Genomic DNA, 20195 nt, shown 5'->3' with positions numbered 1-20195 from the left:
TCGGGCGTGACCGAGTGGTCGCGGTCGGCGGCGGTCGCCCGCCTCCGGACGGTCGTCGCCGTCGCCCGCGAGCGCGAGTTGACCTTTCTCGCCGCCGCGCTGGCGTACTACGGGCTCGTCTCGCTCGTCCCGGCGCTCCTGTTGGTGTCCGTGGCCGCGGCGACGCTCGCCGGCGAGGCGGCCGCGGCACGGCTGACGACGGCGCTCGGCTCGTTCCTCTCGCCGGCCGGCCGGGACGTCGTCGCGGAGACGGTCGGCGACCCTGCGGGCCGCGGCGGCGCGGGTGTCGCCGGACTCGTGGCGCTGTTGTGGGGGACGCTGAAGCTGTTTCGAGGGCTCGACGCGGCGTTCTCGCGGCTGTACGGCACGGCCGGCTCGGAGTCGTTTGCAGCGTCGCTGCGGGACGCAACTGTCGTGTCGACCTCCACCGTCGTCGGCTTCTCGACGACGGTGGCCGTCGGCGCCGTGACGGCGGGGCTCGGCGGGCTCGCCGCACGACTCGTCGGTCCGCCGGCGTCGGTGGCGGCACTCACGCTCGTGTTCCTGCCGGCGTACGTCGTGTTCCCGGACGCGCAGGTGCGTCCTCGGGAGGCGCTACCGGGTGCCGTCGTCGTCGCCACGGGGTGGACGCTGCTCCAAGTGGGGTTCGCCGTCTACGCCAGGACTGTCGGCGGGAGCCTGGCGGGCGCACTCGGCGGCGTCGTCTTACTGGTGACGTGGTTCTACGCGGCCGCGGCGCTCGTGTTGCTCGGTGCCGTCGTGAACGCCGTGCTGGCCGACCGCGTGACGCCGTCGTGAGCGGTCGCCACGGCACGCCGTCGTGAGTATCCGACGACTGTCGGCCGACGCAACTGGAAGCGGCCGACGACTGTCGGCCGACGCAACCGGCGTCAGTTCCCGGTGTCGTACTTGTACGTCGCCTCGTCCGTGTCGATCCCGAACTCCTCGGCCATCTCCTCGGGGTCCGGGCCGCCGGGGTCCCCCTCGCGCGGCGTCGCGGCCTTGAACCGCTCGCGCAGTTCAGTCGGCATCTCGAAGCCGTCGACGGGGACGGCGACCGGCGTGATCGCCTCGGGGTCGTCGGTCGCCTCCCGGAGCGTCGTCAACCGGTCGGCCAACGGCGTCGGCAGGTCGTCGACGGCCGCGAAGCCGAACTGTCCGAGGTAGGCCGCCTCGTCGGTCAGGGCGTACACCCGGTCGAACGACTCGTCGCCGGCCTCGTCGACCAGCCGCTCGACGACGTGTGCGCCGACACCCTGGCGGCGCCAGGTCGGGAGCACGCCGATGCTCGTCAGTTCACACACGTCCGGGGCGTCCGCCCGCTTGTGGGCCCGCACCCGTCCGAACCCCGCCCGCTCGTTTGTCTCCTCGTCGACCGCGATAACGTAGTCCCGCGACCGGAAGGACGCCTCTTCCAGGCCGAGTTCCTCCATCCGGTCGAGCAACCACACCTCGTCTCGGTTGCGAGCGTCGCGGACGTACATACGCAGCGTACGTGGACGAGCGGAATAGCGTTTGGGGCGGTGTGGCGCTCGGGATGACGACTCGGCTCCGAGTGAATTTTCACGGACGACCGCAGGAGGGCGGGCGGATCCGGAAAGCTACTTGGAGCGGCGGCCGAAACGCTCGACAGAGATGGCATCGACAGACACCGACACGGACGAGGTGGTCCACGAGCCGGACGAGGCGTTCGCGGCGGCCACGAACGTCCGGGAGTTCAGGCGGACGTACGGAATCGAGAGCCACGAGGCGTTGATCGAACGGACGACCACGTCGATCGAGGGAGAGCCGGCGTCGGGCGTCGAGTGGTTCTGGGACGAGATCGTCGACTACCTCGACATCGAGTTCGACGAGCCGTACGACGAGGTGCGCGACGACACGGACGGCCCGCAGTTCTCCCGGTGGTACCCCGGCGGACGACTGAACGTCGCACACAACGTCGTGGAGCGACACGCCGAGGGGGCGACCGCCAACCAGGTTGCCTGTATCTGGGAGGGTGAGCCGGGCGACGAGCGGAAGGTGACGTTCCGAGAGTTGTCGAACCGCACTGCCCAGGTGGCGAACTATCTGGAGTCTGTCGGCGTCGACACCGGGGACACGGTGGCGCTGTACATGCCGATGGTGCCGGCGGTGCTGCCGATCCTGTACGGCTGTTTCGCCGTCGGAGCGATCGCCGTGCCGATCTTCTCCGGCTTCGGCCGAGAGGCGACGGCCGCGCGCATCGCCGACTCGGAGGCGTCCGTCCTGTTCACCGCGGACGGCTTCTACCGGCGCGGGAGCGAGGTGACGCTGAAGGGCACCGCAGACGAGGCGATCGAGGAGGCCGGTCACGTCGAGCACACGGTCGTGTACGACCGACTCGGCCGCGAGGCGACGACCGACGACCCGGACGACTCGGAGATTCCCTGGGTCGAGGACCGCGACGCCTGGTGGTCCGAGACGGTGGCGACGGCCGACGACGACTACGAGCCGAAGTCACTCCCCTCCGACCAGGAGTGTCTGTTGTTGTACTCCTCGGGGACGACCGGCGAGCCGAAGGGGATCGTCCACACCCACGCCGGCGTCCAAGTGCAGTGTGCGAAGGAGATTCACTTCGGGTTCGACCAGAAGCCGGGCGACCGTTTCTTCTGGGTGTCGGACATCGGCTGGATGATGGGGCCGTGGACGTTGATCGGCAACCACACCTTCGCCGGCACGGTGTTCATGTACGAGGGCGCACCCGACTACCCCGGTCCGGATCGCTTCTGGGAGATGATCGACCGCCACGACCTGACGCAGTTCGGTATCTCTCCGACCGCGATCCGGGCGCTGCGAGAACACGGGGACGACCAACTGGTGGGCCACGACCTCTCGTCGCTCCGGATCCTCGGCTCCACCGGAGAGCCGTGGGACCCGGAGTCCTGGCGGTGGTTCTACGACAACGTCGGCGGCGGCGAACTGCCGATCGTCAACATCTCCGGCGGGACGGAGATCTGCGGTTGTTTCCTCATGCCGATGCCGGACCAGCCGTTGAAGCCGTGTAGCCTCGGCACGCCCGGACTCGGGATGGACATCGACGTCGTCGACGCCGACGGGGAGTCGGTCGCCGACACGGGTGAACGGGGGTACCTCGTCGCCCGAGACTCCTGTCCGGCGACGACCAAGTCGCTGTGGGCCGGCGACGACCGGTATCTGGAGGAGTACTGGTCCACCTGGCCGGACCTGTGGGACCACGGGGACTGGGCCCAGAGAGACGACGACGGCTTCTGGTTCCTCCACGGTCGTGCCGACGACGCACTCAACGTCGCCGGTCGGAAGGTCGGTCCCGCCGAGATCGAGTCCGTCCTCATCGACCACCCAGACGTGAACCGCGCTGCGGCCGTCGGTGTCCCGGACGACACCACCGGCACCGCCGTCGTCGCCTACGTCGTCACGGAGCCGGGCGTGACGGGCGACGACGACCTGCGCGACGAGCTCGCGGCACTCGTCGGGGAGGAACACGGCAAGCCGTTCCGGCCCCGAGAGGTGTTGTTCGTCGACGCCTTCCCGAAGACGCAGTCCGGGAAGATCATCCGTCGGGCGATCGCGTCCGTCTACGCCGACGAGGACCCCGGCGACCTCTCGTCGATGGAGAACCCCGCCGCGCTGGAGGCTGTCCGCGACGCCTCCTGACCCGGACGCCACGACGACAGACGCGACGGGCGGGAGAGACCGCCAGTACCGAGAAACGGCGACGACAGGCCGCGAGCGCCGGGGAGACGGGGACGCGCCGAGAACCCGCGTACGAGAGCCTTTTTCCGGCCAGGCCACGTACGGTGTGTCGATGAGTGCCCACACGACGACACGGACCGGAGGCGACCGATGAGAGGTAACGACCAGCAGGCGTACGACCGTGGAACCTCGTTGTTCTCCCCGGACGGCCGGATCTACCAGGTCGAGTACGCCCGCGAGGCGGTGTCGCGTGGCGCGCCGTCCGTCGGCGTCCGGACCCAGGAGGGGATCGTGTTCGCCGCCGAGACCCAGTCGTCCTCGCCGCTGATGGTCGACGAGAGCATCGAGAAGCTCCACAAGCTGGACGACCACCTCGGCACGACCAACGCCGGCCACGTCGCCGACGCGCGACAGCTGATCGACTACGCTCGGCGGATGGCCCAGGGTGACCGGCTACGCTACGGCGAGCCGGTCGGCGTGGAGACGGTGGCGAAGTACGTCACCGACCACATTCAGGAGAACACCCAGCGAGGCGGGACGCGACCGTACGGTGCCGCGCTCCTGATCGGCGGCGTGGAGGACGGTGAACCGCGCCTGTTCGGTGCCGACCCCTCCGGCACCCCGCGAGAGTGGAAGGCGACCGCCATCGGCGGCTCCCGCGGTGACCTCCAGCAGTTCCTCGAAGACAACTGGACGGCCGACCTCGGGTTAGAGGACGGAGTCAGCGTCGCCTTGGAGGCGCTGGCAGAGGTCGGCGACGAGGTGGAGTCCGACGCGTTCACCGTCGCCACCATCTCCACCGAGGAGGGCTACCGGACGCTGACCGACGACGAGGTCGCAACCCGCGTCGACGGGCTCGCCCTCGACGAGGAGTAGCCGGCGCCACCCCTCGCAGAGAGCGGACCGCCGGACGGAGGAACTTTCTCACACCCCGTCTCCGGACGCGTCACCGTCAGACAGTGACATCGAACGGGGACGCCCGCGAGCGATCGAGAGAGCGTCGTCAGTGGTCGAGGAGGAGAGAGTGCGTGGGTAGCCGAGGGAGATACCGTGAGTAGTCGAGAGAGTGTCGTGAGTGACACAGAGAGAGCGTCGAGAACGACGCGGAGACGACGAGAGAACGGGACCGGCGGCTCAGTACGAACGGACCTTCGGCTCGTACGCCTTGTCCTCGCCTTCGAGGACGACCGGCCGGTACCACAGCTCCGGCTCGCCGTCGTTCCAGGACAACAACGTGTGCTTGAGCCACTCGTCGTCCTTCCGTTCCGTGTGTTCTGCGCGCCAGTGGGCGCCACGGAACTCGTCGCGGGCGAGCGCACCGAGCGTGATCGCCTCCGCGAGGTCGATCACGTTGCGAGTCTCGATGGTGTGGATCAGGTCGGTGTTGAACGTCCGCGAGGGGTCGGAGACGGCAACGTCCTGGTAGGCCTCGCGGGCCTCGCGGATCTCCGCGAGCGCCTGCTGGAGGCCATCCTCCTCCCGGAAGACGTTGACGTACTCCGTCATCGTCTCCTGGATCTCGTCGCGGACCGCAGAGTGACTGATCCCGTCTTCGCGGGTCATCAGTCGTTCGACACGGGCCTCCTGGCGCTCCACCTCGCGGGCGACGACGTCCGTCGGGCTCCCCGTGCCCGGTTCGGCCGCGACACCACCGTCGGCGACGGCGTCGCCGGCCGGGTGCACGGCGCCGACGTCGACGCCGGGGTCGACCTCGCCGAGTTCGTAGTCGCCGCGCTGGCCGGTGTCGATCTCTGCTTCACCCATGTCCTTGCCGGCGGCGTGGTAGCCCGCCATCTTACCGAACACGATCAGCTCCGGCAGGGCGTTGCCGCCGAGTCGGTTGGAGCCGTGGACGGACGCACACGCACACTCGCCGGCGGCGTACAGGCCGTCGACACACGTCTCCCCGTGTTCGTTCGTCTCGATGCCGCCCATCGCGTAGTGCTGGCCGGGCTTGACCGGCATCGGCTCGTCCAACGGGTCGACCCCCTCGAAGTCCTTCGAGAGGTGGACGATGTTCTCCAGCCGGTCGACGATCCGGTCTTCCCCGAGGTGTCGCATGTCGAGGTGGACGTACTCGTCCTCGATTCCGCGGCCCTCGTTGACCTCCGTCAGCTCCGCCCGGGAGACCACGTCGCGGGAGGCGAGCTCCCCGTCGTTGTTCGCGTAGCCGTGTTCGAACATGAACCGCTCCCCGTCGGCGTTGTAGAGGATACCACCCTCGCCACGGACCCCCTCCGTGATGAGCACACCCGTCGACGGGAGCGTCGTCGGGTGGAACTGGATGAACTCCATGTCCTCGATGGGGACGCCGGCGCGGTACGCCATCGCCACCCCGTCGCCGGTGTTGGCGACGGCGTTGGTGGTGTGGTCGTACACCTGGCCGAGCCCGCCGGTAGCGAGAATCACGCCGTCGCGCGCTCGGAACCCGGAGATCTCTCCGGTCTGGATGTCGTAGCCGACGACGCCGTGACACGAACGGTCCGCCGGCCGTTCCTCCTCCGTCACGGCCATGTCCATCACGTACCACTCGTCGTACACCTCGATCCCGCGCTTGACGAGCTGCTCGTACATCGTGTGGAGCAGCTGGTGACCGGTCTCGGCGCCGGCGTAGGTGGTCCGCGGGAACGACAGTCCGCCGAACGGACGCTGAGACACTCGGCCGTCGTCGTCCCGAGAGAAGGCCATTCCCCAGTGCTCCAACTGGATGACCTCCTCGGGACTCTCCTGGGTCAGGGTCTCGATGGCCGGGGCGTCACCGAGGTAGTCCGACCCCTTCATCGTGTCGTAGGCGTGGTCCTGCCAGGAGTCCGCGTCCCGGAGGGCCGCGTTGATACCCCCCTCTGCGGCGCCCGTGTGCGATCGAACCGGGTGGAGCTTCGAGACGATCGCCACGTCGGCGCCCTCCTCTTGGGCGGCGATTGCGGCACGCAGTCCCGCGCCGCCCGCACCGACAACGATCACGTCGTGTTCATACATGTGGTTGGCTCTGTCGGGGCTATGGACTGCTGGTACTTGAGGGTCACTCTCTTCGTGGGTTGTGGGAGTGGGTTGATTCCTGACGGTAGAGGCGACGCCACCGATCAGATTCGTTCCGTGTCGATTCTCAGACTTGGGACCTCCGCCTCGCCCCGTTCAATAGACACGGCCCGTCCAACCGCAGACTGCACTGTGTCGCCCAGTGAAACCACCCTAGACCGACACGCTGCGAATTGTTCGATAGAGAAACGCTGCTCGTACGGAAACAGCCTTTCAGTAATAACAATGTACCGTGTCTCTGTTAGGGATTGCCCGATGAAATCTACCGTCGTCTCCGACCCGGAGGACAATCGTGCGAGGCGGTAGTGGAAGTCCGACAGTTCCCGACGCTGGGCACGCTCGAACAGCTGTTCAACGGCCGCCATCTGTCTATTCGCGTCGGGCTCGTCTTCGAAGTCATTTTCAGAGTCCTCGATTAGCGCTTCGACGGCCGTATCGTTGAGTTCATCCGCGAGACTGGCACGGATGTCGTACTGATACGCGACCACGACAAACCGGAGTTCTGGGTGCCCAGCTATCAAGTAGATATGCTCCTCGGCAGTGCACCGATGGCCACGCATCATGTACTCCTCGCCGTGGTCATTGGTGAACCCCAGCAGTTCGTCAACGTTTGTCTCGGTTACGGCGTCACCGACATCGGTGACGTACGTAGCGATCCGGTCAAGAGCGTCGTCAAGTCTGTACTGCGGCATCTACTGAGTCCCCTCGGGGACGCTGTACCGACTACCCCCGGTGTTTATCTGGCTATTCTGCTGGATATCGGTCGATGCGGCCGACAGTCTCTTGTTGGCGCCGTCACTGCCGGTCGCCGGCTTCTCGTTCCCGTCGCGGACTCGCTGAACACTCACGTTCAATTCGTACAACTGATCGACGATCGAACTGTCTCCGTTCAGTGTGTACCGGACCTCGTCGTCGTGCTCAACCGGCTCGATTACCGACAGGTCGACCAACGAGTCGATCCTGTTACCCAGGCTCTTCGGTGTCGTCCCCGCCTGCTCCGCCAACTCTTCGAGCGTGAACTCCCTGACTACGGGCGCCTCCAGCAGCGCGTCGAGTGCGAGGACCAACGTCTCGTACCGCGCCAGCTCCATCCAGCCCGAGGGAAACTGTTTTCTAATCTCTTTCTTACTCATCTCCCGGATCTCCTCGGAAGTCGGGGTATCTGGCGCCATTCAGCGTAGAGTTCTGGCTGCCCCCGGAAAACAGTTTCTGAAGCTGCGAAACCGATTTCCGATCGGATTTTCACCAACCCAAATGCAGTTACCGTAAATTGACTCAGTGGGAGTCGTACTACGACGGCGCGCTCAAGAAGCTGATCTACAACCACGCCCACGAGGACGCGAAAGAACGGAAGGCGGCAGTCCAGAGGCTGCTGACGAACGGCCTCGACTTCGATCAGGCGGGCGAACTGCTCGAAGAGATGGACGACGAACTGACCTTCGTTCACACACGGGCGGATCACGTCTGGTACGACCAGACCGAACCGCTTCTCGTCTACATCACGGAGGAATCCGAGATCACTCTCGACAACGTCGGAGGGATGCTCCACCACCTGACCCCTCCGGAGCTGCGTAGCGAATACGACATCATCTCGACGGGGCGGTAACGAACGGTGTCTGAACCCAACTGATCCGTGCCAACACTCCACACGGATCTCGTAGCATTTATGATCGTGTAATCGAAGTGACGTACGTGCCGGACATAACCTGTACTGACTGTGGTCGTCAGATTGGAATGCACGAGCTCGAAGCGAAGACGACGGCACAGTCTGGCGGCTTCTCGACGCGGTACCGGTGTCCGTTCTGCGAGACGGACCTCGAAGACGTGACCGAAGACTGGGGTTAGTTCCCCGACCCCCCTTGTCACAGCGTCGTCCAGAGGTGAGGGATCACTCCGACACGTCCAGTCGGAACTGTTCGTTCTCGACGACCGTGTTCAACACGACGGAGGTGTTCGTCTCTCGTACCTCCTCGTCGGCCAGGAGGTCCTTGATCCGGTCGTTCATGCCGTCCGTGTCGCGGAACTTCCCGACCGCGATCACGTCGTAGTCACCGGTCACCTCGTAGACGGAGGTCATTCCGGTGACCTCGCGGAGTCGGTCGGTGATCTCCGGGAGCGCCTCCCCCTCGACCTTCAGCTGGACCACGGCCGTCACGTCGTAGCCGAGGCGGTCGTAGTTGACGCTGGGACTGTAGCCACGGATCACGCCGTCTTCTTCCAAGTCTTGGAGGTGGTTCGAGACGGTCGTGACGGAGACGTCCAGATCTTCCCCCAGACTCCGGAGGCTGGCGCGCCCGTCGCCCAGAAGGGCGTTTATCAACTTGGCGTCGAGGTTTTCGTACGTCATCGGTGTCCCCTACGTGTCTCGGACAGACAAACTTTACGAACGTCCAGTCTGCCGAGGTGTCGGGGGAGCTTACATCGACCGAAAGAGGTTTTTCCTCTGCCGTTGTCGAACCGAACGCCTACAGAAAATGACGAGCGAACACACGTCGCCCGACGGCGGGCTCGACGCAGCAGAGCAGGACGTGATCGACAAGATCGAGCAGGAGGGGGTCGACTTCCTCCGGCTCCAGTTCACGGACATTCTGGGGACGGTGAAGAACGTCTCCGTCCCGGCCTCACAGGCCGAGAAGGCGTTCACCGAGGGAATCTACTTCGACGGCTCCTCTATCGAAGGGTTCGTCCGGATCCAGGAGTCGGACATGCGGCTGGACCCGGATCCGGAGACGTTCGCAGTGTTACCGTGGCGTGCCGACAGCGACGGGAGCGCCGCGCGGCTCGTGTGTGACGTGATCGACACGTCCACCGGGGAGCCGTTCTCCGGCGACCCGCGGACCGTACTGAAAGACGCCATCGACCGCGCCTCCGAGCTGGGGTACGAGGTCAACGCCGGGCCGGAGCCGGAGTTCTTCGTGTTCGAGACGGATGCGGACGGCGCGCCCACGACGGACACTCACGACGCCGGCGGGTACTTCGACCTCGCGCCGAAGGACCTCGCCAGCGACCTCCGGCGGGAGATCATCTACAACCTGGAGTCGATGGGGTTCGAGGTGGAGGCGAGCCACCACGAGGTCGCGGAGGGGCAACACGAGATCGACTTCAAGTACGCCGACGCCCTCACCACGGCCGACAACATCGCCACCTTCCGGTCGGTCGTCCGCGCGACGACGGCTCAGTCGGACGCCCACGCGACGTTCATGCCGAAGCCGATCGCCGGCATCAACGGCTCCGGCATGCACACCCACCTCTCCCTGTTCGAGGACGGTGAGAACGCCTTCCACGACGGGGACGACGAGTTCAACCTCTCGGGGACGGCGAAGTCGTTCCTCGCCGGGATCCTGGAGCACGCGCCGGCGCTGACGGCCGTCTGCAACCCGACGGTGAACTCCTACAAGCGGCTCGTTCCGGGCTACGAGGCCCCGGTGTACGTCGCCTGGTCGGACGTGAACCGTTCGGCGCTGATCCGGAAGCCGGCCGCGCGCGTCCCCGCGGCCTCCCGGATCGAGCTCCGGTCGCCCGACCCGTCGTGTAACCCGTACCTGGCGCTGGCGGCGATGATCCACGCCGGGCTCGACGGCGTCGAGAACGACCTGGAGGCCCCCGACCCCGTTCGGGAGAACATCTACGAGTTCGACGAGGCCACCCGCGAGGAGTACGGCATCGACACGCTGCCGCCGAACCTCGGCGCCGCCGTCGAGGCGCTGGAAGACGACGAGGTCGTCACGGACGCGCTGGGCGACCACATCGCCGAGAAGTTCGTCGAGGCCAAGACCGCCGAGTACGACGAGTACCGCGCCAGCGTCTCCGAGTGGGAGATCGACCGTTACCTGGCGAAGTACTGAACTGAAGCGACGCCGTCGTCGCCTCCCGGCGACACCGCTTTTCGTTCCCGGCGCGACGTTCCGTCGTGACCGACGACGCGACCGACGACCCTACGACCGACGACGACGCGACCGACGACCCTACGACCGTCACCGTCCACCAGGACGGCGAGACGACGGAAGTGTCCGCCACGTCGGGCGAGCCGCTCCGAGACGCCCTCCTGCGCGCCGACCTGTCGCCGTACACCCGACTGACCGAGCGCGCCAACTGCGGCGGCCGCGGGCTGTGTGCCACCTGTGGCGTCCGTCTCCGCTCCGAGGAGTCGCCCGGCCACTGGCACGACCGGCTGGCCGACCGCTTCGGCTACCCCCGGCTCTCCTGTCAGATCCCCGTTGCCGACGGGCTGGAGGTGGTGCTCGTCGACGACAAGCGGGTGTGGGGTGGACGAGAGTGAGCCGTCGAGTCTGCCTGTCGAACTGCCCGGCGGCCTCTCGGTGGTGTCGTGGAGGACCGAGCAGAACACGTTCGCGTCGACGGCGAGTCTCACGCCTCCCGATTCCGGTCGAACTCGGCTCCGAGGCTGGGTCGACTCGGTCGGCGACGTCGGTGGTGTCCTCGGTCGTCGGCCCGCTGTCTACGGTCAGTTCGTCGAGCAGTTCCAACACACGGGAACCTACCTGTTCGAGTCGCTTGTGAGCTAGGTGGTGACGACGGTCACGACGACGACGACCGCAACGGCGGTCACGGCGACGCCGCACCCCCGAGGACTGAAGCCGTTCGCGCCCCCCACGCCGACCGTGACAGTCGCCGACGACACTCGCCGGGAGGTACGGGAGCTACACGAGTTCTTCGCGGCCTGGTTCCGGGGGGACCGCGAACAAGAGCGCTTCGACCGGGTCGCCGGGGCGCTGGCGCCGACTTTCCGACTCGTTCGCCCGGACGGGACGGAGACGGACCGCGAGGCGGTGTTGGAGGGCGTCCGGGCGGCCCGCGGGACGGAGGCGCCGTCGTTCCGGATCGACGTGCGTGACCTCCGGGTGCGCCGGCGACTCGACGATCACTGTCTCGTCACCTACGAGGAGTGGCAGCACCGCGACGGAGCGTGGGACGGCCGGCGGTCGACCGCGTTGTTGGCCCGCGAGTCGTCCGCGCCCACCGGTGTCGTCTGGCTCGACCTCCAAGAGACTCGGACAGACGGGGACGAGCCGCCGGACGACGACGGAGGAGTTTAGGCCGGGACGGCCTCAGACGGGGCGTGGACGCCGACCAGCGCGACTTCGAGAACCCGTACGGGATGGACACGGACTGTCGAAACTGCCCTGCGCTCGCAGACTGCCGGGAGCAGGTGGTCCACGGCTACGGCGACGTGGGTGGAGAGTTTCTCGTCCTCGGAGAGGCGCCGTCGGCGGGCGCAGAGGCGAACGGGGTGCCGTTCACCGGGGACGCGGCCGGCCGGCGGCTCCAGGGCCTCCTGGGTGATCTCGGGCTGTCGCGGTCGTCGCCGGACGCCGACCGGCCGGACCTCCAGAACGTCTTCTGCACGTACCTGACGCGGTGTCGGCACCCGGAGCGGTCGGCGACCGACGAGGAGGTCCGCAACTGTGAGCCGTTCCTCAACGCCGAGGTGCGGATGATCAACCCCGAGATCATCCTCCCGGTCGGCCAACGCGTGTTGGAGGCGCTGGCGGTGGAGTACACCACACGGTCGCCGGACAGCTTCGACGCCGCCGCCGAGCACGCGACGACCGTGCGGGGTCGTGGGTTCGAACTCGTGCCGGCGAAGCCGTTCGACGAACAGACGGACGCGGAGACGGACGCGCTGCGGGACCACCTCCTGGAGAACGTCATGGCGCGGGACTACCGCCAGACGAAGGGGCGGCGGGAACGGTAGCTACCAGTAGTTGCGCGCCGGGCTGTCCGTCCCCCGCCGGCCCCAGACGACGGCCGCGAGGACGGCGACGACGACCAAGCCGGCGACGGCGGCGACGCCCGCCACCGACGGGTCGTCCCCGGCGGCCGGCGTCGGCCAGCCGAGCAGTGCAGCGGTCACCGCGCCGACGGCGAGCACCACGACGCCGCCGACGGAGACGACGGCGAGTGTTCGGTCTGCGTCCACAGCCGCGAGTGAGGCTCGGCGGGCTTCAATCCACCGTCGGCGGTCGGTCGCCCCGAAGTAGAAGGTTCAAACCCACCGCGACCCCACGGCCCGACATGACAGTCGTCGTCGTCCTCGCCACGCCGCCGCGTTCCGGACTCGTCTGTCCGGAGCTGGAGTCGGAGTCGCCGCTGTCGGCGGCCGAGGCGGCCGATCTGTACGCCGCCGCACTGGCCGACACGCTCGTGACCGCAGAGCAGGCCGGCGGTGACCTGCTCGTCAACTACCGCGGCCCGGAGACGATTCCGGAGGCGTTCCACACGGAGACGGAGCCGGCCGCCGAGGTGCGGGCGTTGGCCAGCGAGGCGTTGTCGGACGTGACCGCCGCCCGGTTCGAGCCGCAGGTGGGGTCGTCCCCGTCCGCGCGCGTCGGCAACACCGTCACCCACCTCCTGCGCGAGGAGGAGGCCGACTCCGTGTCCGTCCTCTGGCCGACCGCACCGTTGGTCCGACGGTCGAACGTCGACAGCGCCGCGATGAAGCTCCGATCCAGCGCGACCGTCCTCGGGCCGGCGACGGGCGGCGGCGTCTGGTACGCCGGCTTCACCGACCCGCCTGCGTTCGACGAGGCGTTGTCGTCGCCGGCCGTCGAGACGCTGACCGACCGCGCCCGCGACGCCGACCACGACGTCGACTTCCTCCCCTCCCAGCCGGCCGTCGACAGTGCCGCCGGCCTCAGGTCGGTGGTTCCGTTGGTCCGGTCACAGGTGCGGGCCGAACGGGCCGTCCCCGTCGAGACGGCGACGTTCGTCCACGAACACGGGCTCCGCGTCCGCGACGGGACGCTCGTCCGCGACGAGACGGACGGCGACAGGGTGGCCATCGACGGAGACGGTGACGCGACGGAGTGAGACGGCGGCCGAGTCGTCGCTACGGCGACAGTTCCGACGGAGACAGCGTCGCGTCTGCGCCGCCGTCTCCACCGACGGTCACGACCCGTTCGACGCCGTCCAGTTCGCGAGCGGCGGCGACGGCCTCCCCGACCGCAGTCTCGTCTGCCGTCGGACGGTTGTCGGGTGCCGCGGGCGCGTCCGACGCCGACGGCGTCGGGCCGTCCACCGACACTGTGGTCCCGGCGGCCGCGAGCGGCGCGAGGAGCCCGGTGGCGATCGCCCGCGGGCTCGCGGGGTCGCCGGCGGCGACGACCGCCGTCCGGGCGTCGATCTCGGCGGCGTCGACGGCCGCGCCGGCGAGACCGAGCAGTCGGTCGTGTGAGACGGGGGTCGCGTCCGGGGTGTCGGCCGCGTCGACGAGACTGACGGCCGTGTCGTCGGCCGTCGTCGGCGCCGGCGGGGCGGCGGGGTTCTCGCTCCACACCTCCGCCTCCCAGTGGGTGGCGCCGTCCGTCGTCGGTGCGTCGCCGAACACGACCAGACTCGTCCCCGGCGGGGCGGTCACGGCCGACTCCGCCGCGGCGGCGACGACGAGCGCGCGGGCGTCGCCGGCCTCGCCCGGGGCGACGGTCGGCGCGACGGTCGCGCCGATCAGCCACGCTCCGAGCGCGGTGAAAGCGACCTCCGGCGCGCGTCGGGGCTCGACCGCGACCGTGTCGCCCGGCCGGACGCCGACGTGTCTGAGGACGTTGCCGGCCTTCGCGGCCGTGTTACACAGGTCGAAGTAGCTGTACGTGCGGTCCCTGGCGGCGGCGTGGACTGCCGGTGCCGGGCTGCGTCGTCCTCGCCCCACGAGGTCGCCGACGACGGTGGCGTTCGGACACGGCTCCGTGTCGCCGTCGCGGCGTCTGCTGTCGGTCACACCCTCACTCTGCCGCCCGCGGGCAAGAGTCGTTCGGGGTCTCCTCTCGTGGGACACCGCCGGGCGATTTACCTGGATCGACGACTGACCGCTCGAACATGTCGAACGCACGACGACTGTTCGAGGTGACAGTCGGGGGCTACCTGGCCGCGTTCCTGGTGTCGGCCGCGGCGCTCGTGGCCGGCACGGTCCCGTTCGTCGGGACGATCGCGGTCGCGACGGTCGTCGTCGGCGCCGTCGGCGCCGGGCTCGCGCGCCAGTCGTCGCTCGTCCGGCTGCTGGCGTCGCCGGGGGTCGCCGCCGCCGCGACGCTGGCGCCGTTGTCGCTCGTGTGGTTCCCGCTCACACAGTCTCTCTCGGACGGCCTGCTCGCCGCGTCGGCGGTCGGGGTCGGCGCGAGCGGACTCGGACTGTTTGCGGCCGCGACTGCGACGTACTGTCGGAACCGCGACCGGATCGCGGCCGCGACGGAGTACGCCGCCGCCGAGGCGGACGACACGAGCGACGGTCCGTTCTCGGGCGTCGGCCAGGGCGTCGCCGCCGCCAGCCTCGCCGCCGCCGGGATCGCGATCGTCGTCGCGTTGCTCACCTTCGTCGGCGGCGACAGCTCCTTCGGCGTGGTGACGGCGCTCGGCAGCCTGTCGACGCTCCTCACGGCCTTCGACGGCGATCCCGACCGAGTGGCGGTGACGGACGCCGGCGTCGTTGCCGACGGGAGTCTGTACGCGCCGGAGACGATCACGGACGTCGAGACCACGGACGACGAGCTCGTCGTCTCCCGGACACGGTTCCGGCCGGACCTGACGATCGAGCGCGACCAGTTCGACGACGACGCGGTCGACAGACTCCTGGCAGCGGTCGAACGAATCGCCGACACGGGCGACGGGGTCGCCGACACGGACGACGGGGCCGACGAACGGCGAGAACGGGAGCGAGCGCGGGGCTGAGGCCCTCAGTCCGCAGAGAGACCGGCTCCGTGGAGTGGTTCGGCGGCGATGGCCTCCCGGAGCGCCGGGAGCGAGTCGCGGTCGCGCTCGCTGGCGGCGGCGACGACGGCGAACACCTCCTCGCGGCTCACCTTCACGCCACGGCCGTCGACGGCTCGCTCCGGCGTCGTGGACAGCTCGCGGAGGGTGCCGACGGCGAGCAGAAACGGGACGGCCCACGCCTCCAGCGTGTTGCCGTCCACGATCGGGACGTGTTCCAGGTACGTCTGGGCGTCGTCCAGGAACGTCTGGGCGTACGACGCCGTCCGGTCGACGACCCGGCCGACGGCGGTGCGATTCTGTGAGGCGATCACCTCGTCCTGTGGGACCCCCTCGTCGGCCAGCCAGGTGGCCGGGAGGTAGACGTTGTTCTCCTCGGTGAAGTCGTCGTGGACGTCCTTGGCGACGTTGACGAGCTGGAGCAGGAGGCCGAACTCCTCTGCGGTGTCGTACAGCGTCTCGACGCGCTCCTCCGAGAGGTTCCCGCGGGTGAGGAGGTTCGTGACGAGGTTGCCGACCGTGCCGGCGGCGTAGTAGCAGTACTCGTCCAGCTCCGCCCGGTCGTCGATCCGGAGCCCGCCCTCGTCGGCGTACCGGCGGACGAACTCCGCCATCCCGGAGACGAGCTCCCGGGCCGGCGGGACGACGGCGGCGCGCACGTCCGCCGGCAGCGCGTCGAAGGTGGCGACGACACGCTCCGTCTGGGCCACCACCGCCCAGTCGTCCGACCGCTCGGACTCCGGCGGGAGCCACTCGTCGACGGTCCGCCGGAACTCCGCGGCGGTCGTCGGGTCCTCCGGGTCCAACACGGCGTCGTACGTCTCCAGCAACGCCGCCTGCTCCGCCGGCGGGACGTGTTCCGCGTCCTCGACGGTGTCTGCGACTCGACAGACTAGGTAGCCGAGACAGACGTACGACGACATCGGTTCATCTAGTACGTCCACAGTCAGGGCGAACGTCCGCGAGACACCCCTGACGGCGTCGTGACACCAGTCGAGATCGGCGGCGTCGTCGTCGACGACGGGGCGGGCAGCGTCCTCAGACATCTCCTGTCGAACGCTACGATAGGGTGGTTCAAAAGTCGTGCGGGGTCGGTCGGCCCTCGTCCCCGCTTCGGGCCTGCAACTCGGCGCAAACGGGCACGAACGGACGCGAGCGAGCGGGAGCGTCGACCGGGTTTAGGTCCGTGGGGGTGTTCGTCCGGAGTGTGAGCCGGGATCGAACGGTCGTGACACTGGTCGTCCTGCTCGTGACGGCGGCAGCTGGGGGCGGTGTCGTCGCCGCGCGGCCCGGCACGACCGACGGGGGCGTCGGTCTCGACAGCGTCGTCGTCGCGTCGGTGGACGCCACCGACGCCCCGACGAACGGGACCGCGAACGAGACGACAGACGACACGACCACGACGGACGGCGGAGGCAACGAGACGGCTGGAAGTGAGACGAACGAGACGAACCGGGAGAACGTTACCGCCGGCGTCGGGCGACAGTTGGCGACGACGCTGACGGCGGCCGGCGAGTCCGTCCGCGGAAACGTCTCACGGGCGACGTTCCGCGAACGGTTCCGCCGGGCCAACGAGACGGTACGAGCGGGGCTGCTGGCCGACCGGGCGGCGGTGTTGACGGCGCGTGTAGCGGCCGTCGACGCGGACGCAGCGAATCTGACGGCCGCCTACCGCGCCGGGAACCTCTCGGCGACGGAGTTCGCCTTCCAGACCGCGCTCGTGACCGTCCGAGCGGAGTCGGTCGCGGCGGAGCTCCGGCGGCTCCGGAGCCTGGCCACGAACGTCTCCGGGCTGGAGTTGGCCGCTGCCGGCTACGACGGTGACCGTGTGCGGGCGGCACTGGCGACTGCCGAGTCCGCGAGCGGGCCGGCGGCGACGGCGCTGCGCCGGCAGTTCACCCGCGGCGGCGACTCCCGCGTCGCCGTCGCCGGCGCCGGGCGAGGGCTGTCCGTCGCCGGCGACGGCGGTGCGAGCCGGGAGTTCGAGCGCCCGCCGGACGGCAACAGTTCGCTGACCGTCGACGGCGCGACCGCGCTGGCGACCGCCCGTGGGGCGCTGTCGACGGCCGGCAGCTGGACGCTCCGCGAGACCGCCGTCGACGCCGCCGACGGCACCTACGAGTTCGAGTTCCGACTCGCCGCAGACGACGAGACCGGAGAGGCGTCCGTGACCGTGGACGGTTCGACGGGGGCAGTCGTCGCGTTGGAAGAGGAGATCGAGACCGAGCGTGGCCCCCCCGACGACGTTCCGGGCCGCGGCGACGGCGGTGACGACGAAGACGGTGACGAGGGTGACACCGGCGAAGACGAAGGTGACGAGAACAGTGACGAGGAGGACGAGGGTGACCAGGGTGGCAGCGACGAAGGGGACGACGAGGACACAGACGACACAGACGACGACCGCAGCGAGGCCGGCGCCGCGGCCGGGCTCGCGGTAGTGCTCGCCGGACAGCCCACGGCCGGCGAGACGGTCCGCGTGACGGTGTTGGACCGTGGTCCAGTGGCGAACGCGACCGTCAGCGTCGACGGCGCGGCGGTTGCGACGACGGACGCGACCGGGACCGCGACGGTGCCGCTCCCCGCCGCCGGGGAGACGACGATCCGGGCCGAGGCGAACGGCAGCGCCGGGAGTCTGACCGTCTCGCTGGGTGAGCGCGGCCGGGTCGCGGACGGGATCGACGCGACCGGGCGCGTCGACGACGGCACCGTCACCGTTCGAGTGACCTACGAGGGGTCGCCGACGGCCGGGGTGCGGGCCAGCGTCGGCGGCGACCGCGTCGGCGTCACCGGCCCCGCCGGCGAGGTGTCGTTCGACGCCGACCCCGGATCCGTGACCGTCCGGCTGGAGAAGGGGCGGTTCCGCGCGACGCTGTCGCTGGCCGTCGGGAACGACTCTGTCGACGTCGATGGGGTGGCCGTCGACGACGAGGAAGACGAGCGTGGCGAAGACAACGACGGTGAGGGCGACGACGAGGAAGACGAGCGTGACGACGGTGAGGAAGACGACGACGGAGACGACCGCGGCGAAGGCGACGGTGCCCGGGACGACGACAGAGACGAGAACGACCGTGGTGAGGGCAGCGACGGCGCGAACGACGACAACGGGAACGACGACGGAGACGACCGCGGCGAGGGGAACGACCGTGGCGAAGGAGGTGACAGAGGAGACAACGGCGACGACGGGGAGCGTGGTGAGGACGGGAACGGAGACGGATCGGAGAGAGAGAACGGGAACGGAGACGGATCGGAGAGAGAGAACGGGAACGGAGACGGATCGGAGAACGGCGACGGCCGCGGGGGCTGACTCCGGTCAGACGAGTCGGTCGACGAGTTCACTCCCCTCGACGTACGGGAAGCCGTGGCGGTCGGCGTACGCCCGGCCGGCCTCGGGCGAGAGCGCGTGACCGGTCTCGTCGTCCAGCATCTCACAGACGACGACGGCCGGCGAGACGCCGGCGGCATCAGCAAGCGCGAGCCCCAGTTCCGTGTGGCCAGTTCGGTCGGCGAGTCCGTCCGGTGCGCCACGCAGGACGTGGACGTGACCCGGCGCGCGGAACGACTCGGCGAACGTCTCGGGGTCGTACGCTCGGTCGCTGCGAGCGATGTCGGTCGCCGCCGCCAGTTCGGCGATCGTCAGCGCGCGGTCCTCGTCCGTGATCCCGGTGAACGTCTCGCGGTGGTTCACCGGCAGCGAGAACGACGACCGGTCGTCGTACGAGAGGTCGTGATCGGCCGCTGCGGGGTGGTCGAGCTGGTCGGCCAGGAACGGGAGCCCGAACGCCGTCGCGGCGTCGTCCGGCACCGCGACACAGATCAGGCCGCCGGCGTCGTTGCGGAGCCGCGTCACGTCCGCCGCCGTCACCGCGCCGGCGGGGTAGACGAGGTCGGTCTCCCCCTCTCGGTCGTCGAAGTCGTGGATCAGGACGGGCTCGCCGGCGCGGAACGCCCCGACGGCCGCGTCCAGCCCGGCACGCTGGTGGCTCACGCCGACGCACCTCTGTCGTCGTCCGGTTCGTCACTCCCGCCGCCCGCTTCGACGATCCGAACCGTGACGTGGTCGTCGTCCGCGAGGTCCAACTCCGTGCGGAGCTTCACGGGCGCGATCACCTCCAACTGTTGTTCGTCGTGGTGGGTGCGCTCGGGAACGATCACGTGACACGGGTCGAAGCTGTCGCCGTCGGCCGTCTCGACGCTCGCCCGGTAACACGTCGCCGGGCCGTACGTCCGTTCGTCACCCTCCCAGCCGTCGATCCAGACCCCCCCGACGGAGTCGAGACCGGCGCGGGCCCGCACGCTCTCTTCGGTGAGGTCGACGTTGAGCGTCCCGTGGAACGGCTCGTAGTTCAGCCGTTCGCGGAACTGTTCCATGTACCCCGGGAGCGCGATGTAGTGGCGCCCCTCGCCCATGCCGCTGGTGACGGTCCCCTCCAAGGCGACACCGGCTCCGCCCTCGAAGATCCGGCGGTAGTCCGCGTACTCCCCGCGGAGCCGTCGTTCGCCGTCCGTCGTGATCGACACCCACTGCCCGTCGCTCACTACCTCTCGGTCGACGAGCCCCGCGGACTCCAGCCGTTGGAGCCGTCGCGAGGCCGTCTGACTCGACGCCTCCAGGCGCTCGCCCAGCGCGGAACAGGAGATCTTCACCGGCTCGGCGAATCCGCCCTTCAGCGCGACCGTCTTCAACGCGGCGACCTCCGCGTGGCCGACGGTCGATGCGCTCGTTGCCATCGCCCGAACGTTCGTCC

General features: G+C 69.1%; 21 protein-coding genes. 11 read left to right on the top strand and 10 right to left on the bottom strand.

The features are described 5' to 3' along the window. Window positions 1–6: 6 nt before the first annotated feature. Window positions 7–798, top strand: a complete 792-nt coding sequence (locus RYH79_RS03870; RefSeq protein ID WP_370896427.1) for a YihY/virulence factor BrkB family protein — start codon at window positions 7–9, stop codon at window positions 796–798. A gap of 92 nt (window positions 799–890) precedes the next feature. Here the strand turns inward: RYH79_RS03870 and RYH79_RS03865 are convergent, their stop codons facing one another. Beyond that, the gene (locus RYH79_RS03865; RefSeq protein WP_370896425.1) at window positions 891–1484 is read right to left on the bottom strand and encodes a GNAT family N-acetyltransferase; all 594 of its coding nucleotides are present in this window, start codon (window positions 1482–1484) and stop codon (window positions 891–893) included. 151 nt (window positions 1485–1635) lie between these two features. Here RYH79_RS03865 and RYH79_RS03860 point away from each other — a divergent pair, with 151 nt between their 5' ends. Both RYH79_RS03860 and RYH79_RS03855 read left to right on the top strand, forming a co-directional pair. Next, window positions 1636–3651 (top strand): AMP-binding protein, encoded by a 2016-nt coding sequence (locus tag RYH79_RS03860; protein ID WP_370896423.1) that lies wholly within the window; start codon window positions 1636–1638, stop codon window positions 3649–3651. A gap of 189 nt (window positions 3652–3840) precedes the next feature. Further along, window positions 3841–4566, top strand: a complete 726-nt coding sequence (locus RYH79_RS03855) for an archaeal proteasome endopeptidase complex subunit alpha (protein ID WP_370896421.1) — start codon at window positions 3841–3843, stop codon at window positions 4564–4566. A 258-nt stretch (window positions 4567–4824) separates the two neighbouring features. Here RYH79_RS03855 and RYH79_RS03850 read toward each other — a convergent pair whose 3' ends face one another. The 3 genes from RYH79_RS03850 to RYH79_RS03840 form a co-directional block, all read right to left on the bottom strand. Then, window positions 4825–6669: an FAD-binding protein gene (locus tag RYH79_RS03850; RefSeq protein WP_370896419.1), complete on the bottom strand. Its 1845-nt coding sequence runs from the start codon at window positions 6667–6669 to the stop codon at window positions 4825–4827. 104 nt (window positions 6670–6773) lie between these two features. Next, window positions 6774–7421, bottom strand: a complete 648-nt coding sequence (locus RYH79_RS03845; protein WP_370896417.1) for a hypothetical protein — start codon at window positions 7419–7421, stop codon at window positions 6774–6776. Next, window positions 7422–7901 (bottom strand): hypothetical protein, encoded by a 480-nt coding sequence (locus RYH79_RS03840; protein ID WP_370896415.1) that lies wholly within the window; start codon window positions 7899–7901, stop codon window positions 7422–7424. Window positions 7902–7999: 98 nt separating this feature from the next. Here RYH79_RS03840 and RYH79_RS03835 point away from each other — a divergent pair, with 98 nt between their 5' ends. Beyond that, on the top strand, window positions 8000–8335 hold the full coding sequence (locus tag RYH79_RS03835; RefSeq protein WP_370896413.1) for a hypothetical protein: 336 nt from the start codon (window positions 8000–8002) through the stop codon (window positions 8333–8335). A gap of 282 nt (window positions 8336–8617) precedes the next feature. Here RYH79_RS03835 and lrp read toward each other — a convergent pair whose 3' ends face one another. Continuing rightward, on the bottom strand, window positions 8618–9076 hold the full coding sequence (lrp, locus tag RYH79_RS03830; RefSeq protein ID WP_370896411.1) for an HTH-type transcriptional regulator Lrp: 459 nt from the start codon (window positions 9074–9076) through the stop codon (window positions 8618–8620). Between the two features lie 127 nt (window positions 9077–9203). On the opposite strand from lrp, the gene glnA reads away from it, so the two are divergent. From glnA to RYH79_RS03810, 4 genes are all read left to right on the top strand, one after another. Further along, window positions 9204–10574 carry a type I glutamate--ammonia ligase gene (glnA, locus tag RYH79_RS03825; RefSeq protein WP_370896409.1) on the top strand — a complete coding sequence of 457 codons (1371 nt, stop codon included), beginning with the start codon at window positions 9204–9206 and terminating at the stop codon, window positions 10572–10574. Between the two features lie 65 nt (window positions 10575–10639). Next, window positions 10640–11008, top strand: a complete 369-nt coding sequence (locus RYH79_RS03820; RefSeq protein WP_370896407.1) for a 2Fe-2S iron-sulfur cluster-binding protein — start codon at window positions 10640–10642, stop codon at window positions 11006–11008. Between the two features lie 343 nt (window positions 11009–11351). Next, window positions 11352–11786 carry a DUF4440 domain-containing protein gene (locus tag RYH79_RS03815; protein WP_370896405.1) on the top strand — a complete coding sequence of 145 codons (435 nt, stop codon included), beginning with the start codon at window positions 11352–11354 and terminating at the stop codon, window positions 11784–11786. Between the two features lie 23 nt (window positions 11787–11809). Further along, on the top strand, window positions 11810–12445 hold the full coding sequence (locus RYH79_RS03810) for a uracil-DNA glycosylase (protein WP_370896403.1): 636 nt from the start codon (window positions 11810–11812) through the stop codon (window positions 12443–12445). On the opposite strand, the gene RYH79_RS03805 is transcribed toward RYH79_RS03810, so the two are convergent. Beyond that, entirely contained in the window at window positions 12446–12670 is a 225-nt protein-coding gene (locus tag RYH79_RS03805) for a hypothetical protein (RefSeq protein ID WP_370896401.1), read from the bottom strand. Window positions 12671–12765: 95 nt separating this feature from the next. On the opposite strand from RYH79_RS03805, the gene RYH79_RS03800 reads away from it, so the two are divergent. Continuing rightward, on the top strand, window positions 12766–13560 hold the full coding sequence (locus RYH79_RS03800; protein WP_370896399.1) for a hypothetical protein: 795 nt from the start codon (window positions 12766–12768) through the stop codon (window positions 13558–13560). A gap of 19 nt (window positions 13561–13579) precedes the next feature. Here the strand turns inward: RYH79_RS03800 and RYH79_RS03795 are convergent, their stop codons facing one another. After that, window positions 13580–14464 (bottom strand): AMP-binding protein, encoded by an 885-nt coding sequence (locus tag RYH79_RS03795; protein WP_370896397.1) that lies wholly within the window; start codon window positions 14462–14464, stop codon window positions 13580–13582. A gap of 98 nt (window positions 14465–14562) precedes the next feature. Here RYH79_RS03795 and RYH79_RS03790 point away from each other — a divergent pair, with 98 nt between their 5' ends. Continuing rightward, the gene (locus RYH79_RS03790; protein WP_370896395.1) at window positions 14563–15411 is read left to right on the top strand and encodes a hypothetical protein; all 849 of its coding nucleotides are present in this window, start codon (window positions 14563–14565) and stop codon (window positions 15409–15411) included. 5 nt (window positions 15412–15416) lie between these two features. Here the strand turns inward: RYH79_RS03790 and RYH79_RS03785 are convergent, their stop codons facing one another. Then, the gene (locus RYH79_RS03785) at window positions 15417–16496 is read right to left on the bottom strand and encodes a phytoene/squalene synthase family protein (protein WP_370896393.1); all 1080 of its coding nucleotides are present in this window, start codon (window positions 16494–16496) and stop codon (window positions 15417–15419) included. A gap of 161 nt (window positions 16497–16657) precedes the next feature. Between RYH79_RS03785 and RYH79_RS03780 the strand changes: the two genes are divergently transcribed. Further along, a complete protein-coding gene (locus tag RYH79_RS03780; protein ID WP_370896391.1) occupies window positions 16658–18754 on the top strand; it encodes a hypothetical protein in 2097 nt (698 codons plus the stop codon). Between the two features lie 6 nt (window positions 18755–18760). Here RYH79_RS03780 and ribB read toward each other — a convergent pair whose 3' ends face one another. After that, complete coding sequence (gene ribB, locus RYH79_RS03775; protein WP_370896389.1) at window positions 18761–19435, bottom strand: 3,4-dihydroxy-2-butanone-4-phosphate synthase; 675 nt, start codon at window positions 19433–19435, stop codon at window positions 18761–18763. After that, window positions 19432–20178: a DUF120 domain-containing protein gene (locus tag RYH79_RS03770; RefSeq protein WP_370896387.1), complete on the bottom strand. Its 747-nt coding sequence runs from the start codon at window positions 20176–20178 to the stop codon at window positions 19432–19434. The genes ribB and RYH79_RS03770 overlap by 4 nt, the downstream gene beginning before the upstream one ends. Window positions 20179–20195 lie beyond the last annotated feature (17 nt).

The organism is Halobaculum sp. MBLA0143, from assembly GCF_041361465.1.
In the GTDB taxonomy this organism is placed as follows: Archaea; Halobacteriota; Halobacteria; order Halobacteriales; family Haloferacaceae; genus JAHENP01.
The sequence above is the reverse complement of the archived record's forward strand: the minus strand, read 5'-3'. Positions and strand labels throughout refer to the sequence as shown.